Origin of the sequence: Diplocloster hominis, from assembly GCF_032380655.1 — a bacterium.
GTDB lineage: Bacteria > Bacillota > Clostridia > Lachnospirales > Lachnospiraceae > Diplocloster > Diplocloster hominis.
In genome coordinates this window covers 11,764-28,816 of sequence record NZ_JAWDIY010000020.1, presented here as the reverse complement: position 1 = coordinate 28,816, position 17,053 = coordinate 11,764, and the positions used below count along the sequence as shown (strand labels likewise).

The 17,053-nt window shown below is 47.4% G+C and carries 16 protein-coding genes and 1 riboswitch; of the genes, 11 read left to right on the top strand and 5 right to left on the bottom strand.

What is annotated here, in order from left to right:
• The first annotated feature begins 7 nt into the window (after positions 1-7).
• The 6 genes from galE (at position 8) to ABC831_RS17475 (ending at position 6,335) form a co-directional block, all read left to right on the top strand.
• Positions 8-1,024: a UDP-glucose 4-epimerase GalE gene (gene galE / locus ABC831_RS17500; protein ID WP_343249381.1), complete on the top strand. Its 1,017-nt coding sequence runs from the start codon at positions 8-10 to the stop codon at positions 1,022-1,024.
• Between the two features lie 71 nt (positions 1,025-1,095).
• Positions 1,096-1,971, top strand: coding sequence for a DUF2238 domain-containing protein (locus ABC831_RS17495; RefSeq protein ID WP_343249380.1), 876 nt, complete (start codon positions 1,096-1,098; stop codon positions 1,969-1,971).
• A gap of 178 nt (positions 1,972-2,149) precedes the next feature.
• Positions 2,150-2,248: riboswitch (SAM riboswitch) on the top strand.
• A gap of 104 nt (positions 2,249-2,352) precedes the next feature.
• Positions 2,353-3,540, top strand: a complete 1,188-nt coding sequence (metK, locus tag ABC831_RS17490) for a methionine adenosyltransferase (protein WP_343249379.1) — start codon at positions 2,353-2,355, stop codon at positions 3,538-3,540.
• Positions 3,541-3,821: 281 nt separating this feature from the next.
• Entirely contained in the window at positions 3,822-4,295 is a 474-nt protein-coding gene (locus ABC831_RS17485) for an RNA polymerase sigma factor (protein WP_343249378.1), read from the top strand.
• Entirely contained in the window at positions 4,292-5,461 is a 1,170-nt protein-coding gene (locus tag ABC831_RS17480; protein WP_343249377.1) for a hypothetical protein, read from the top strand. The genes ABC831_RS17485 and ABC831_RS17480 overlap by 4 nt, the downstream gene beginning before the upstream one ends.
• 157 nt (positions 5,462-5,618) lie before the next feature.
• Positions 5,619-6,335: a type I phosphoribosyltransferase gene (locus tag ABC831_RS17475; RefSeq protein ID WP_343249376.1), complete on the top strand. Its 717-nt coding sequence runs from the start codon at positions 5,619-5,621 to the stop codon at positions 6,333-6,335.
• 104 nt (positions 6,336-6,439) lie between these two features.
• Here ABC831_RS17475 and ABC831_RS17470 read toward each other — a convergent pair whose 3' ends face one another.
• From ABC831_RS17470 to ABC831_RS17460, 3 genes are all read right to left on the bottom strand, one after another.
• Positions 6,440-7,324 carry an SIR2 family NAD-dependent protein deacylase gene (locus ABC831_RS17470; RefSeq protein ID WP_343249375.1) on the bottom strand — a complete coding sequence of 295 codons (885 nt, stop codon included), beginning with the start codon at positions 7,322-7,324 and terminating at the stop codon, positions 6,440-6,442.
• 153 nt (positions 7,325-7,477) lie between these two features.
• Positions 7,478-8,269 (bottom strand): protein-ADP-ribose hydrolase, encoded by a 792-nt coding sequence (locus ABC831_RS17465; RefSeq protein ID WP_343249374.1) that lies wholly within the window; start codon positions 8,267-8,269, stop codon positions 7,478-7,480.
• Positions 8,266-8,433: a hypothetical protein gene (locus ABC831_RS17460; RefSeq protein WP_343249373.1), complete on the bottom strand. Its 168-nt coding sequence runs from the start codon at positions 8,431-8,433 to the stop codon at positions 8,266-8,268. The genes ABC831_RS17465 and ABC831_RS17460 overlap by 4 nt, the downstream gene beginning before the upstream one ends.
• A gap of 368 nt (positions 8,434-8,801) precedes the next feature.
• Between ABC831_RS17460 and ABC831_RS17455 the strand changes: the two genes are divergently transcribed.
• The gene (locus ABC831_RS17455) at positions 8,802-9,671 is read left to right on the top strand and encodes a YitT family protein (RefSeq protein WP_343249372.1); all 870 of its coding nucleotides are present in this window, start codon (positions 8,802-8,804) and stop codon (positions 9,669-9,671) included.
• A 118-nt stretch (positions 9,672-9,789) separates the two neighbouring features.
• Here the strand turns inward: ABC831_RS17455 and ABC831_RS17450 are convergent, their stop codons facing one another.
• Positions 9,790-10,452, bottom strand: a complete 663-nt coding sequence (locus ABC831_RS17450) for a cyclase family protein (protein ID WP_343249371.1) — start codon at positions 10,450-10,452, stop codon at positions 9,790-9,792.
• A 277-nt stretch (positions 10,453-10,729) separates the two neighbouring features.
• Positions 10,730-11,503 (bottom strand): DeoR/GlpR family DNA-binding transcription regulator, encoded by a 774-nt coding sequence (locus tag ABC831_RS17445; RefSeq protein WP_343249370.1) that lies wholly within the window; start codon positions 11,501-11,503, stop codon positions 10,730-10,732.
• Between the two features lie 241 nt (positions 11,504-11,744).
• Between ABC831_RS17445 and ABC831_RS17440 the strand changes: the two genes are divergently transcribed.
• The 4 genes from ABC831_RS17440 to ABC831_RS17425 all read left to right on the top strand — a co-directional run bounded on the left by ABC831_RS17440 (position 11,745) and on the right by ABC831_RS17425 (position 16,983).
• Positions 11,745-12,419, top strand: a complete 675-nt coding sequence (locus ABC831_RS17440; protein WP_343249369.1) for a hypothetical protein — start codon at positions 11,745-11,747, stop codon at positions 12,417-12,419.
• Positions 12,420-12,522: 103 nt separating this feature from the next.
• Positions 12,523-12,864 carry a phenylpyruvate tautomerase MIF-related protein gene (locus tag ABC831_RS17435; protein ID WP_343249368.1) on the top strand — a complete coding sequence of 114 codons (342 nt, stop codon included), beginning with the start codon at positions 12,523-12,525 and terminating at the stop codon, positions 12,862-12,864.
• Between the two features lie 12 nt (positions 12,865-12,876).
• Positions 12,877-15,585, top strand: a complete 2,709-nt coding sequence (locus tag ABC831_RS17430) for a family 78 glycoside hydrolase catalytic domain (protein WP_343249367.1) — start codon at positions 12,877-12,879, stop codon at positions 15,583-15,585.
• Positions 15,586-15,615: 30 nt separating this feature from the next.
• Positions 15,616-16,983, top strand: a complete 1,368-nt coding sequence (locus ABC831_RS17425; RefSeq protein WP_343249366.1) for an ABC transporter substrate-binding protein — start codon at positions 15,616-15,618, stop codon at positions 16,981-16,983.
• Positions 16,984-17,053 lie beyond the last annotated feature (70 nt).

Genomic DNA, 17,053 nt, shown 5'->3' with positions numbered 1-17,053 from the left:
TGAGAGGATGTCGATTTTGGTTACAGGCGGCGCCGGATATATTGGCAGCCACACATGTGTGGAACTTTTAAATGCGGGTTATGAAGTGGTAGTCGCGGATAATCTATGCAATTCAAGTGAAGAGTCTTTGAAGCGGGTGGAAGAGATTACCGGTAAGTCACTTAAGTTTTACCGGGCGGATCTATTGGACCGGGCGGCTATGGAAGAGATTTTTGAAAAGGAACAGATCGATTCAGTCATCCATTTCGCAGGGCTGAAAGCGGTGGGAGAATCTGTGGAAAAACCGCTGGAGTATTATTATAACAATGTCACAGGAACACTGGTTTTATGTGATGTGATGAGAAATCACGGCGTAAAAGATATCGTGTTCAGCTCATCGGCTACGGTCTATGGGAATCCGCACACGGTCCCGATCCGGGAGGATTTCCCGCTGAGTGTCACGAACCCCTATGGACGGACGAAACTTATGCTGGAAGAGATCCTGCAGGATCTTCATGTGGCAGACCCGGAGTGGAACGTTATCCTGCTCCGCTACTTTAATCCGATCGGTGCCCATAAGAGCGGCCGGATCGGGGAGAATCCGAAAGGGATTCCCAATAATCTGATGCCTTATATTACCCAGGTGGCAATCGGAAAATTGTCCCGTCTCGGCGTTTTCGGAAACGATTATGATACACCGGACGGTACGGGGGTCCGGGACTATATCCATGTGGTTGATCTGGCCAGAGGCCATGTGAAAGCGATCGGGAAGCTGAAAAGCAAAGAGGGTGTGTCTATCTATAATCTGGGTACCGGTAACGGCTATAGCGTTCTGGATATGGTGAAGGCTTTTGAGAAAGCCTCGGGCAGGGAGATCCCTTACGAGATAAAACCCAGACGGGCGGGGGATATCGCCACCTGTTATGCGGACCCGGCCAAGGCAAAAGCTGAGCTGGACTGGGAAGCCCAATACGGGCTGGAAGAAATGTGCGGGGATTCCTGGAGATGGCAATCCCAAAACCCCGATGGATATACGCAGCAGTAAATGCAACTCTTGAGGAAATGGTTACACCATACCTGAATAGAGTTGCAGTAAATGCAACTCTGGAGGAAATTATGAAAGTATCCAGGAAATGTAAAGCTTTTTGGAAAGCGATGAAGATGGAGCTGCGGGAACATAAAAGCTCATTTATCGTGTTTGTAATACTAAGAGCAGTCGTCATTCTCATGATGATCCTGCAATTGTTTAACCGGAATTATGAAAATGTGTTTTTGTGTGTCCTGACGCTGCTTTTGCTCATGGTGCCCAGCTTTGTCCAGATTAACCTTAAGATAGAGCTGCCGACCACTCTCGAGATTATCATCCTGCTCTTTATATTTTCTGCTGAGATACTGGGTGAAATCGGGGCATATTACATCAAATATCCTTTCTGGGATACGGTCCTCCACACCTTAAATGGTTTCCTTGCCGCCGCCATAGGGTTTTCCATGGTGGATATCCTGAACCGGAATGAACGCTTTTCTTTTCAGCTGTCACCGGCCTTCATGGCTATCGTGGCTTTCAGCTTTTCCATGACGATCGGGGTGATCTGGGAATTCTTCGAGTGCGGCATGGATCTGTTCTTTGGTATGGATATGCAGAAAGATACGATTTTACATACGATTAATTCCGTGATGTTAGACCCGGCCGGGGGAAACCATCCCACAGCTATAACCGGCATACAGGAGGTCATGATTAACGGCCAGCCTCTGGGCCTTGGCGGTTACTTGGACATCGGCCTTCTGGATACCATGAAAGACCTGTTCGTAAACTTCATTGGAGCTGTTGTATTCTCCGTTTTCGGCTTTTTCTATGTGAAAAACCGCGGAAAGGGCAAGTTTGTCGGGCGCTTCGTACCCAGTCTCAAAAAGACGGAAGCGGATTTCCTTCACATCGCAGAGGCTGAGGAACTGGCAGCGGAAGAAGTGGAGCAAAGGGAAAAATCGGAATAACCCCTCAGTTTCCAGTCCCCTTCTAATGGGCGGGCCACCTGTTCTTCAGCCAGAAATTAGCACTTGACAGTTCCGGTCAAAATGTTGTATTGTATTTGCGATGATAACATTTGCCCTTCAGGTATATGGATATACTTTAAGGAACTGGAAGCAGAATAATTTCATATAGAGTATATTTCTCTTATTCAGAGTGGTGGAGGTACATAGGGCCTGTGAAACCCGGCAACCCCTAGCGATAGGAAGGTGCCAACCTGAGCGAGTAATCGAACGATAAGGGGATTTGATTATCAATTTGTCGAGTCCGCTTTTGCGGATTCTTTTTTTTACAGAAATTATATTTGTAAACCGGCTGAGGCCGGACCATCCAAAGGAGGAAACAAGATGGAAAAAAGACTATTTACGTCCGAATCTGTGACGGAAGGGCATCCAGACAAGATCTGCGACCAGATCTCTGATGCGATCCTGGATGCGCTGATGGCAAAAGACCCCATGAGCCGTGTGGCCTGCGAGACAGCCACGACGACAGGGCTTGTACTGGTGATGGGTGAAATCACGACTGAGGCTTATGTGGATATTCAGAAAATCGTGAGAGATACGGTACGGGAGATCGGATATACCCGTGGGAAATATGGATTTGACGCGGACAACTGTGCGGTTGTGGTCGCTCTGGATGAACAGTCCAGCGATATTGCCCTGGGCGTGGACAAGGCATTGGAAGCCAAGGAACATAAGATGAGCGACGCGCAGATCGAAGCCATCGGTGCCGGGGATCAGGGGATGATGTTCGGATATGCTACCGATGAGACGGAGGAACTGATGCCTTATCCCATCGCTCTGGCTCATAAACTGGCGCTTCAGCTGACGAAGGTCAGAAAAGACGGAACCCTTACGTACCTAAGACCCGATGGTAAGACTCAGGTTACGGTGGAATATGACGAGGCTGGAAAACCGATTCGTCTGGATGCTGTGGTTCTGTCCACCCAGCATGATGAGAAGGTATCCCAGGAACAGATACACGAGGATATTAAAAAATACGTCTTTGACGTGATTCTGCCCCAGGAGATGGTGGATGAGAATACGAAGTTCTATATCAATCCCACCGGACGCTTTGTGATCGGCGGGCCTCACGGGGACAGCGGACTGACCGGACGGAAAATTATAGTAGACACCTACGGCGGATATGCCCGTCACGGCGGCGGCGCATTCTCCGGAAAAGACTGCACGAAGGTTGACCGTTCCGCGGCTTACGCAGCCCGCTATGTGGCTAAGAATATCGTGGCCGCAGGTCTGGCGAGGAAGTGCGAGATTCAGCTGTCTTACGCCATCGGGGTGGCACAGCCCACATCCATTATGGTGGATACCTTCGGAACAGGAAAATTATCCGATGAGAAGCTGGTGGATATCATCCGTGAGAACTTTGACCTTCGTCCCGCCGGGATTATCAAGATGCTGGATCTGAGACGTCCGATTTACAAGCAGACAGCTGCCTACGGACATTTTGGAAGAAATGATCTGGATCTGCCGTGGGAGAAACTGGATAAAACAGACCTGCTGAAGAAATATCTGTAAAAAGTTCCGGCTGTTTCCTGTTAAGCTGGAATGCATGTATGAAAAAATATAAGATGTGAAAACATAAGATGATAATGAGAAAACATAAGATTATGCGGATAGGATGGAATATCCGTCTGGGTCTGGGAATCTGTCCGGCAGCTGTTAAAAACTGCCGGGCAGTTTTTTCTTGCTTCCGGCGGCTATATTATTTTCGCGGCATGGAACCAAATCACCTTCCTCTTCCTCTAATTAGTGTAAATAAGATTTCAACGGCCGATGAAAGAAAGGAACTTCGCAGTATGACAAAAGAAGCTTTTGCAAATGTGATTATGGATAATGAGAGAAGCTTTTACCACATTTCCAAATCCATCCTGAAAAATGATGAAGACTGTGCGGATGCGGTACAGGAAGCAATAGCGATCGCTTTTTCCAAGTTAGCGGGGCTTAAGCAGGACTGTTATGCAAAGACATGGTTTACGCGGATTCTGATCAATGAATGCTATCATCTGCTCAAAGACCGGAAACGGTACCTGCCGATGGAGCAGGAGGCGGACAGTCCGGCCGAGACGAAAGAATACAGTGATCTGTATCTGGCGTTAGGACAGCTCAATCCCGATCTGCGCATAACCGTGGTCCTATACTATATCGAAGGATTTTCTGTGAAAGAGACCGCATTGATACAGAAGATTTCGGAAGGAACGGTGAAAAGCCGTCTCTCCCGTGGACGGGAAAAGTTAAAACAGTTGTTGGAAGAACAGGAGGTACAAATATGAGACAAGGAAACGGTTCCCCCATACCTGAAGTGGGTCGCAGTAAATACAACTCAGAAGGAAAAGAACAATTATGGGATCAGACATTCCCGGAAGTCCCGGAATGTTTTCACAGGACAGTGGTACAGGAAATAGACCGGCAGGTACGGGGCAAGAACCGCCGTAGGAAAAAACAGATCGGCAGAAAGGCTCTGCTGGTGTTAGCGGCCACTTTGATTCTGGGAACCACCGCGTTGGCGGCGGCGAGACATCTTTTGCTGGAACGGTTCGATATGGAACGGGAGGAACGCAGGGAAAAAGCGGAAGAGCTGCTTCAAACGGACATTACCCAGCAAACAGAAAAAAATGAGAACCCGACGGCTTCAGGAGCGGCAGTGGAGGGGGCTGAAAATTGGCTGCCTTTGGATGACCAGTCTCCCCTATTGCAGATCAGGGAAACCATATACGACGGAATGAAACTATATGTCTATGCCAACGTCACCGAAAACGGAAGAAAATATGATCTGAACGCGGACCGCCTGTTCGCGGACGGAAAAGAATGCGGACCGGTGGATACGGTGGAAGAAAACGGTGAATATACATTCCGGGTAGACTTGTCCGGGCAGGAGCTTCCAGATGATTTCGAGGTACGGATCCCGGTATCTGTATATGGTAAATCGGCATCGGATACAGACTCAGATACAGCCTCAGATACCCGGAATCCGGAGGGGATGGTAAGGTACCAGAACCAGGACCTAATCTTCCGGGTGGCTTCTGACCAGCCCGCAAAACGGCAGCAGGGTCAGCTGATACAGTTAAAAGACTGCAGTGCTTCTTTGAACAGCTGCGTCATCACTCCCCTTTCCATGAAAATCGATTTTTCCTATCAGTTCTCCGGTGAAGGAGCGGAACAAAAAGCAAGAGATTTTGCTTCCGGCACGGAATTCTTCTTCCGGGACGACCATGGAAACGAATACGAATTTAAAAATGGAGAGGGCGGTAACTCCACACTGGTCAATGTAGAGCAGGCCGAAAACAAGGACTGGAGAGTAGATATCTGCTATGATATATCCGACGGAGCAGAGCAGCTCACATCCCTCGAGATCGTACCGATCCGTTTCCGGGAAAATCCGGACTCCCCAAGAGAGATCCTGGATGAATACGTATTTTCAGTACCTATTGGTGACTGAGCATTCACGGACTCTTTTCGCAGGACATATAACAGAATCCAACACCATAAAAATCGGAAATGGCGGGTAAGAACATAGCCTAAGTTATTTACAGCAGCCGGGGAAAAATGATACTATTTATATAAATAAGTATTTTGAGTGTCAGGAGGAGGTAATTATGCAGGAAAGGATCAAGATTCCATCGAAGGAGAACCCGGAGCTTCACCTTACCGTAACTCCCGGTCATTTTTCATCCGACCGCTTTCATGTCAACTATTATATAGATATGTCCAATCTGAAAATGCGTCAGAAAGAGTCTGAGATGGTGGCCAAGACCATGTCTCAGCGATATGTCAGCCGCGTGAATTTGACTCAGACCAATATGGGAGGAAGCGACTGTGCTTTTTTCTCGGAGATGGCCAGGTCGTTTGCGTCTAAGACTCCGATCGACACCATTATCTGCATGGATGGCTGTGAAGTAATAGGGGCTTATGTCGCGCAGGAGCTGAGTAAGCTGGGGGTAAGCTCCCAGAACGAACACAAATCCTTTTATGTGGTAAGCCCTGAATTTGATTCCAGCGGCCAGATGGTTGTGAGAGATAATATACGAAGGATGATCCGGAACAAGCATGTGCTGGTCGTACTGGCTACCGCCATGTCGGGCCGGACGATTTATAAGAGTATCCGGTGTATTACATCCTACGGCGGCATCGTGGAGGGGATTTCCGTTATATTCAGCGTGATTGATAATATAGAGGGATATCCGGTAAATTCAGTATTCAATGTATCAGATCTGCCGGACTTTAAGCTGTCCGAGCCGGATGAATGCGAGATGTGCAAGGCAGGCCTGCCGATGGATGCCATCGTGAACAGTTATGGGTACAGCGAACTATAACCATATCAATGATTAAATTATTGATATAAAAGATAAACCCAAATGAATAGACTTTATCGGATCATTGATTACATCCTTTTTCCTAATTTTATAATACTCCCCTTTCAGAAACCGCCTGAAAGGGGAGTATTCATTTGATTTAAGACACTTCCGATGTCCTCATTGATGCAGATTGACTTTGCTTCTATTTCCTTTGGCGCATAGGCTTCGCCCATGTTGATGCAGGCATAGGTGGTAAACGACCACTGATATACCATGCGCCAGAAAGAAAATTTTACGATCGAAGGCGTGTTCATTCCTGTACCTAATTCCAGAAACAGCACCTTTGTATTTTCGTGCCGCCGCAGAAATTCAGCATATCGTTCGGCCGCCATATGCCAGCCTTCGTCCTCGACAAAGGTATTGTCTGCCCGCAGATTCATGCTCATTGGCTTTCCGCAGACCGGGCAGTGCGGCACCAGCTCACTCGGCACACGCATATCCTTCTGTCGGGCTACCATCTGGCGAACAAGCTCCTCATTGTCATATGTATTCTGGTGGCACGGCTCACTGCACTGCCATAGGCCATAATCGCCCTGTGTGTAAAACAGCCGCATTTTATCAAAACCTGCTTTCTGAAACTGATGGTCAACATTGGTAGTCAAAACAAAATAATCTTTGTCCTTTATCAGATTAAACAGTTCATTATACACAGGCTTTCGTGCTGCCGTGTATCTATTAAGCCAAATATAGCGGCTCCAATATGCCCAGTATTCCTCCAAAGTATCGTAAGGATAAAAGCCGCCCGAATACATATCGTTAAAGTGATATTTTTTTGCAAAGTCATCGAAGTTTTCTTGAAAGCGTTCTCCGGTATAAACAAAACCGGCTGATGTGGAAAGTCCGGCTCCTGCACCGATGATAACGGTTTCTGCCTGTTCCAAAGCACTGCGTAATTTCTCCACACCGTTTAATGTATTGGTTCTTCCAAGGCTGTGAAACCCAAACATCACGCACCCCGCCTTTCCTTCTAGTTTGTTGTCAAGAGTTGCAAATGTTCTGAAATACGCTGTTTTCTCAATGTTTTCGTCAATTGCTTACTGGTGCGCTAAGGACAGAACATATTCTTCTGAAGGCTTTTTGTCCTGCGGTGGTTTTCCTGGTCAGCATCGATCTTCTCCCAACAGCCTCCGGTAGATCTGCAGATCGATATCCTTATACACATTGAAAACAACCTGCTGGATCTGATGGTTGGTCTTTAAAAAATCTATTACTGTTTCGACAGCGATTTTGGCGGCTTCCTCGTTAGGAAAATGGAATTCACCGGTAGAAATACAGCAGAAGGCGATGCTTTTCAGCCCATTTGCAGCAGCCAGCTTCAGACAGGAGAGATAACAGGAGGCCAGCAGCTCTTTGTCTTCCCGCGTAACCCTGCCGTAAATGATGGGGCCTACCGTGTGCAGAATATACCGGCCGGGCAGATTGTAAGCCGGTGTGATTTTGGCCTGCCCGGCAGGTTCGTCATGACCCTGAGCTTTCATCATTTTATCACACTCTAAGCGCAATTCTATACCACTCTTTGAATGTATCATATTATCCGCACAGCTGTGAAGGGGGCAGAAGCAGCCCAAAAGCGCAGTGTTTGCCGGATTCACTATGGCGTCAATCCGCAGACTCGTCATATCCCCCTGCCAGAGATAAAGCCTGTCATCCATTTTCAGCGGTAACAAGTCATCCACATCTGTAATACCCGCTGCTATATTCTCCGCAGTTAAATAATCATCCTGAACAGTGATAAACTCCGGGCTGACAGGCGCAGGTGTCCGAACATTCATCAGACTGCGCAGCAGGTCTTTTTGACTTTGAACATTGTCAGGTATATGCACAGTTGAGTATTCCGCATTTTCCGACAGCAGATATCGAATCAACCATATTCTTTGTTCCTCGTGTGTCATAATTCTACTCCTTTCTCTGCGGCAGACACCTTTATTTTATTAAAGGCCTGGGGAGCTGGTTTGTAGCTTCGCTGTTCATTTTCCGGTACCACAATATCTTGAAAGCAGGCCTCCTCCGGTAACAGCTCCTGGATCAAATAAAGTCTTTGTTCGTCATAGATCATATAACAGTTTCCTGTACTAATCTGTCCAAAATATTCAGATAATCTTCTTACAACTTATTATAAACATATACAGTTCCAATGTGAAGTACGCACCTTCCGGTACCATAGTTTCCAACCGGTTACCATCAGAGTCAATTAAGTACCAGACCAAATACAAAGACAAAAACCATACTATAGAACATTCAAAACTATAGAACATTCAAAACTATGGAACATTCAAAACTATGGAACATTTTAAAATCATAAACTAAAAACGAAAATAAAAGAAAGTAAAAAGAAAATAATAGAAAATATATATTGTAAAATAGAAAGAAATAATGCTATAATCATAAAAAAGAGAAAAATAAAGAAAAAGGAGCGAAAGATTCATGGGCCACAGAAAGTACATAAACAAATCAATACAAAGCTATCTATACATAACAGCAGCCGCACTCATCTATTCTGCGGGTATCAGCCTTTTCCTGGATCCCAACGGACTGGCGCCGGGAGGCATGTCGGGACTAGCCATCATACTAAGCCACATCACAGGATGGAGGACAGGAACCTGGTTTTTCCTGTTTAATATACCAGTAGTCGCCCTGGGAATCTGGAAATTCGGTATAAAATTCATCTTGTCCACGTTCTATGCCGTAGCGGCCATCTCCGTGTGTACCAACTTATTCAGCCAGATCGGCGCGGTAACTGTCAATCCCCTGCTGGCTTCCATAACCGGCGCCATCCTGGTTGCAATCGGAATGGGAATTATATTCAAAGCAGGGGCCACCACCGGAGGAACAGACATCATAGTAAAACTGCTCCGTATCCATTTCCCCTACATGAAAACAGGAAAAATATTCCTGATAACCGACGCATTCATTGTCGCCCTATCCGGTATCATATTCCAGGATCTGGACAAAGCCCTATATGCCGGAATCGCGGTTCTGATAAACTCCATCATTCTCGACATGGTATTATACGGAAAAGACGAAGCCAAACTAGTCTACATCATAAGTGACAGCGCCCGGCATATCGCAGACAGAGTCCTCCAGGAACTGGAAGTAGGCGTAACCTATCTGCAGGGCCAGGGAGCCTACACCAACACAGAAAAGCAGGTAATCCTCTGTGTCCTGAAAAAGCACTACTATCCCAGACTGGAGGAGATCGTCAAACAGACCGACCCCTGTGCCTTCTTAATCATAAGCAGCGCCAACGAGATCTATGGGGAAGGGTATAAGAATATTTACAGTGAGAAGATTTAGTTGGGAAATATGCTGGAAGGAAGAGGGGAGCGGCGACTGTGGAATCCGTTCCCGGCCCCTCCCAAATAGCCGGCTTCCCTGCAAACCCGGCCCTCCGATCCCTAAGTCATACCCGCCATCACACACCTTTAATAGCCACAATCCGAGCCGGAAAAGCATCCATCCCTTCAGCCATCGGAATCAGTACAAAGACCGTAGGCCGGCAGTTCTCGATGGCCCCCAGATTCGTCAGGGATTCGATGATAGCGGTTCCGTTTTTAAAGCAGTTTACGTGGTTGGGCTCCCCTGGGAGTTCCTGGGTATCGATGCCGGGCAGCTCGATCCCGGAGGCGTCCGTTCCCAGTGCCTTGGGATGGAAAGAGAGCAGCCAGGCCAGCGCGTCTTCCGCGATATAAGGGTAGGGCTGCCAGTCTGGAGTGTGGAAATATTGATCGTATCCAGTGTAGAGGAAAATCATATCCTCTTCCTGGATGATTCCTTCATATTTTTGGACATCGGCTAAAGTGACAGGCTCGTTGGGTTTTTTCCCCAGGACATTGATGACCGTGGCCTCGCCGATCAGTTTTTCAAGGGGCCAGTCTTTGCAGTCCAGTCCGTGTTCGTTTCTGTGATAGGGAATCTCGATGTGGGTCCCGATGTGGGAGTCCATCATGAGGAGTGTTTCTATGTACCAATGGCTGGCTGAGGTATAGCCGGTGGGATAAGGATGGTAAGGAAAACATTCCTGATCTGCCAGCAGGGGATGGCTGAGTTCAATTAATTGTTCTTTTTGAAATTTCATTGGAAATACCTCCTATGTTGTATTATCTCTTATTATATCGAAAATGAAATAAAAGTCCAGTGAAAAATTAAAAAAAGAAAAAAATAGAAAGTAAATATTGGAGACTAGAAGAAAAAGGAAAGAGTAAAAGATAATTGAGGAAAGATAAAGGTAAGAAAATAGAGATGTTCTTTCCAAATGAAAGGAACATCTCCTGAGTTATTGGGATATTTGTAGGAAAATTTGTTTCGCAAAAAGAGTTAAACCAATCAGATAAAGATTCAAATCAGTAAAAAAATTAAACCAGGAACATATTAATATTATTTTCTTTGTAGTATTCCTGGTAGCACTCCGGCATTCCTGTATCAGAAATTATGGTGTTGGCAATATCCAGGTTTCCGATACTCATGAAGGCTGCTTTTTCGAATTTTGACGAGTCTGTCACCACGATGATTTCTTTGGAGTAATCCTGCAAAAATTTGAAGATATTGCATTCCACATCATTGGAAACCGAATATCCGCATTTAAAGTCGACAGCGGAGACTCCTATAAATGCTTTGTTAAAAAACATGGAGGATAGATTATTAAGCGTCAGATCACCGGAGAGAAACGGGATCCGTTCGGTATATACCTTCCCCCCGCACAGGATCACGTTGGCGCTGGGCTGCTGGGATAGGATATAGGAGGCCAGGACATTATTGGTCACAACCTGTACGTCGCGGCCGGCCAATGCCTTGGCAATGGCGCAGGTAGTCGTACCGCTCCCCAGGAAGATCCATTCTTTATCTTCTACATAGTTGGCTGCTTTCTCAGCAATACGTTCGATTGCGGCGAAAGCTTCGGCGGAAGGATTCAGATCCTGCAGCAAAGGGATGCTCTGCAGCGGACTTTGGGATCTGAGTGTGGCTCCGCCATGGGTGCGGTAAAGAATGCCCTTTTCCTCCAGCTCTTTCAGGTCGTTTCTAACGGTCACGTTGGAGACATTCAGCAGCTTACTTAACGTATTAATATCCATATGATTTTGTTTGGTTATGAGCTCTTGTATTTTTTGAAGCCGCTCTGCTTTAAACATATTTGGGTTTCACTTTCTCTTTCTTATGTATTATTTTCCAGTATAGTATAATCCAAATTTTATTAAAAAGCAAGTTGAAGATGACAGATAACTTTTTTTATTTTTCTATTTTACATAAAAACGCAAAATAATAGTAAAAAAGTTAAAAAATATGTTGAAAAAAGAAAAAACGTTTGTTATAATGAGAAAAAATAGAAAGAAAAAGAAAAAAATATCTTTCAAAACGAAAGGAGATAGTGAAATGAGTTGTCCTGAACTGGTTGTTATGCTGACGCATAATGACGTTACAGTGAAAAATTCGAAAGAAATTTTTTTGGAGGCAAAAGACGCGCCGTGCGGCTATTGGGGATTTAAGGAGGTGGGCCTGCCACCGGAAGAGATGAAGGATCTGGTCCGATGTATGAAAGATGCCGGTAAAACCACATTCATGGAGATTGTGGCGAAAACCGAGGAGGACTGTTCGAAGGCGGTGAAGCTGGGGATCGAAAGCGGATTTGACGCCATTTTGGGAACTGTTTATTATGACAGCATTTTGGAAATGGTGAAAGAACATCATATCACCTATTTCCCATTTATCGGGGAGCGCTATACCGAGAGTATCCGGGGGACGATCGATGAATTGAAAGAGGAGGCGTTGTTCCTGGCGGAAAAAGACGGAGTAACCGGAATCAATGTGGCGGCTTACCGATATGACGGAAATGTGGAAGAATTGCTGACAGCGATAGCGGACACCGTAGATAAAGTAAAGAAACCATTGAGTATCGTGGGCAGCATCAACAGTTATGAAAGGCTTGATATGATCAAAAAATTCAATCCCCGGACCTATACGATAGGCGGAGCATTTTTTGAAAAGAAATTCGGGGAGACCTTCAGCGAGCAGATCGAAACCGTGCAGAAATATATGAAATACAGGTAGTATTTAAAAGGACCTGCGAAGAGGAACCGTATCTGAAATAAAAAGGAACTTACCGAAGAAGAAGTTACATAAATAGGTTGCAAAAATAAGAGGAGCGATGAAAATGCCGTTCATACATGTCAGGACTTCCGGGAAAATTTCGGAAAAGCAGAAACAGGAATTAAAAACGGATTTCGGGAGGAAGATCGAACTTCTGCCCGGCAAGACGGAACAGTGGCTCATGATCCAGTTCGAAGGAGAATGCGGGCTGTTTTTCCAAGGAAGTGACCAACCCTGTGTACTGCTGGATATAGCGGTTTATGGCAGTGCGGGCAGCGGGGCATATGGGAATCTGACCCGGGCCTTAAGCGGGGATATCGAAAGGGTTCTGGGGATTCCTGCCAGCCGGATCTATGTCAAATATGCGGAAACACAATACTGGGGCTGGGACAAAGAGAACTTTTAAAAGGAGAGGCCATTGCTGAGAATAAAAGAAGTCCGAATGGATTATGAGAAAAAGCTGATGGCCGTGACACAGATACCTCAGTTTAGCTGGGTGATCGAAAGTGACCGGCCGACTACTCTCCAGAAGGCGTATCAGCTTCAGATAGCCAGGACAGTGGATTTCCAGGAGATGGTATATGACAGCGGGCAGAAAACTGCCGGGGATTCCGCTCATGTAATCCCCGCGGTCAGAGGGTATCAGCCTTTGATCCGGTATTATGTCCGGGTCCGTATATGGGATAATTATGGACGAATAAGTGAATGGAGCGAACCGGCGGATTTTCTTTTTGCTTTACCGGCGGGGTACGCATGGAAAGCTAAGTTTGTGTCGGCTGAATCGGGTACACAGGCGGATAGCTCCGCGGGTACATATATAAGGAAAGAATTTACCTTAAAAGACAAGGTGCACCGTGCCTGCGTCATGGTGACCGCACTGGGGCTCTATGAGTTCTACCTGAACGGCCGTAAGGTGGGAGACGCTGAATTGACACCGGGCTGGACCGCTTATGAAAAACAGCTTCTCTATCAGACCTGGGATGTCACAAAGCTGCTAAAGCCAGGGAAGAATGCGGCCGCAGCCATAGTCGGACCGGGCTGGTATAAAGGGCGGATCGGGGAGAGCGGGCGGTGCCTGTACGGAGAACAGACCGCATTTTTCATGGAGCTTTATATTCATTATGAAAATGGGGCCGAAGACATATGGTGCACGGATGCATCCTGGAAGGGACGCCTTTCTCCCGTACAGATGGCGGAACTGTACGATGGAGAAACCTATGACGCCCGGATGGAAGTATCAGGCTTTCACCGGCCGGGATTATCGGAAGAAGGGTGGTACCCGGTTCAGGAAGTGGCTTATCCGGTTTCGAATCTTTACCCGCAGAAAGCCGCACTCGTCAGGAAACAGGAGGTCTTCCCGGTAAAAAAAATATTCAGGACACCGAATGGGATCACCTGTCTGGACTTTGGCCAGAACATGGCGGGAATTCCCGCTTTCCGAGTTCAGGGTGAACCAGGGGAATTGGTGGAACTGCAGTGTTTTGAAGAGCTGGACAGGGAGGGCAATATTTATACTGATAATCTGAGAAGCGCGAAGCAGACGATCCGTTACTTCTGCAGAGGCGGGGGGATGGAAGAACATGAACCGCGGTTTACCTACCAGGGATTCCGGTATATGGCTGTACTGCGCTGGCCGGGGGAGATCGTTCCGGAGCAGTTTTGGGCTATCGCCATGTACTCCTCGGTCGAATATACCGGAACCTTCCGGTGCGGAATTCCATTGCTGAACCGTCTGGTCCGGAATATCAGATGGAGCATGAAAAGTAATTTTGTGGATATCCCCACAGACTGTCCGCAGAGGGATGAGAGGCTTGGGTGGACGGGGGACGCACAGATTTTCTGCGGAACGTCCGCTTACCTTGGAAATGTATATAATTTCTTCGAAAAGTGGCTCAGGGATCTGACTCTGGAGCAGAACGCAGAAGGCGGGGTACCGCATCTGATCCCCGATATTTTATGCGGCAGGGATCAGTCCGATGACTGGCTGCTGAGTAAGGGGATTCACTCAGCGGCGGCCTGGGCGGATGCGGCGGTGCTCATACCCTGGAGGCTGTATCTGCATTACGGGGACCGGCGGATACTGGACAGACAGTATCCCAGTATGAAGGCCTGGATTGATTTTATGACAGCCCATGCGGAGCACGGTATATGGAATTATCAGCTTCAGTTTGGAGACTGGCTGGCGCTGGACGCTGAAGAAGGCAGTTATTTCGGGGCCACGCCAAATGAACTGACATGTACTGCTTACTATGCGTATTCCACAGGGATATTTGCAAGGGCGGCGGATGTCCTGGAGCATAGGGATGACGCGGTAAAATATCAAACGCTCTACGAGGAAATCAGCAGCGTTTTTAAGATGAAGTTCTTTGGTACAGATGGGAAGATGACTGCCGATACCCAGACAGCATACGCACTCGCCCTCTGCTTTGACCTGGTGCCGGACCATTGGAAAACCTGTGCGGCAGACCGCTTGACAGAGTTATTGAAACAAAACGGCGGACATATGACGACCGGGTTCATGGGCACGCCATGCCTGTGTCCGGCTCTCGGTACTAACGCGCGGACAAAGGAAGCTTACAGGCTGCTGCTTCGTACGGATTATCCATCCTGGCTCTATCAGGTAGACCAGGGAGCGACTACCATATGGGAACATCTGGACGGGAAGAAGCCTGACGGGAGCATGTGGAGCGCAGATATGAATTCCTTTAACCACTACGCATACGGAGCGGTCGGGGAGTGGCTGTTCGATACGGCTGCCGGTATCCGGATCTGTGAGGAGAATCCGGGCTTTCGACGGGTCCTGATCTGCCCGGATATCTGTGAAGAACTGGGAAATGTGGAAGCTTCCTGCTCCTCTCCTTACGGAGACATAGGAGTAAAGTGGGAGTGTAAAGGGGATCAGGTGACACTGGAAGTTCAGATTCCGCACAATACGACAGCGCAGATCCGGCTGGGCAGAGTGAAACAACTGGTGGAAGCAAAAGTCTGTAACGAGCTGGGTACCTATTTAAAACCGGCGAATCGCGCAAAACCTGAGCCTGGCGGCAGCGAGGAGAAGGAAGAATGCAGAGTTTTTGAAGTAGGGTCCGGAGTCCATCGGATGATATATAGGCTGCAACAACGATAACAAAGAAAACAAAAACAGGAGGGTCATTTTATGAAGGCAAAAAAAGTATTGGCGGCTTTACTGGCAGTGACAATGGTCATGGGGTTAAATGGATGCAGCAGCGGATTACAGGGAGCCGGTGACGCACAAGAAACCAGGCAGCAGGAATCGCAGCCGGCGGCAGATACGGCACAAACTGATGAGACGAAGGAGAGTAACGGGGAAGTGACACTGACCTTATCCGTAGACTCCGATGAGACACTGGACGGACTGCAGGCAGTCTGCGACAAAGCTAAGGAAGTTCTGGGAATTACAGTGGAGCTGGACATCTACACGGCTGGTACGGACGGGGATAATATCATGAAAACCAGACTGGCCAGCGGAGATATGGCAGATATGTGTGTATGGTCCGACAGCAAATTCAAATCTGTCGGTCCGGAAAAATACTTTATGGATTTAAGCGGAACGGATATTCCGGATAAACTGGATGACACGTACCGCGAAGCGGTTACTTATAATGACGGTGTATACGGTATTCCGATCGGCACTTCCATGTGCGGCGCTATCCTGTACAACCGGGATGTGTATGAGAAATACAATCTGGAAGTTCCCAAAACCTGGGACGAGTTCCTGAAAAACTGCCAAGTGATAAAAGATGGCGGGGACACAGCGGTACTGGGCACTTTCGCAGACAGCTGGACAGCACAGGTCCTGTTCCTGGGGGATTACTATAATGTCAGCGCAAAAGATCCGGAATTCTACAAAAACTTTGAAGCCGGCACTGCCAAATATGCCAACACCCCGGCTGCCATGAGGAGTTTCCAGAAGTTTGAGGACCTGAAAGATTACTACAACAGTGATTATATGGCCACCATCTATGACGACGGATGTGAGATCCTGGCAGAAGGAAATGCGGCACACTGGATCATGCTGACTCAGGCTCTTTCCAATATTTATTCTCTGTATGACAAAGAAACCGTGGATAAAATAGGGGTGTTCGGTATTCCCGATGATGATCCTAACGATCAGGGAATCACCGTCTGGACTCCTTCCACCATCTTTGGAAATAAGAACTCAGACAAGAAAGACGATATCCTGCGTTTCATGGAATTTTATATTTCCGAACAAGGGTTGGATGCCTATTGTTCCGTGCAGATGGCAGACGGACCCTTCCTGGTAAAAGGATATGAATCGGCAGGCGACGGCTACCGGGCGGTGGAAGAAGATATGCAGGCATATTTTGATGCGGGAAGGACCGAAGTGGATATGCAGTCCCAGGTTCAGGTCGTGGGCAGTGACCTTCCGGCCATCTGCGTGGAGGTGGCGACCGGCCAGATCGACGGTGAGGCCGCGGCAAAGAAATATGACGCAGACTGCTACAAGGCTGCCGTACAGCTGAATCTGGACTGGAAAGAGTAACCGGCAAGAGAGCCTGAGAGACAAGAGTGAATAAATGCCGCAGTAACTGCGGCTCTGGAGGAAATGGATT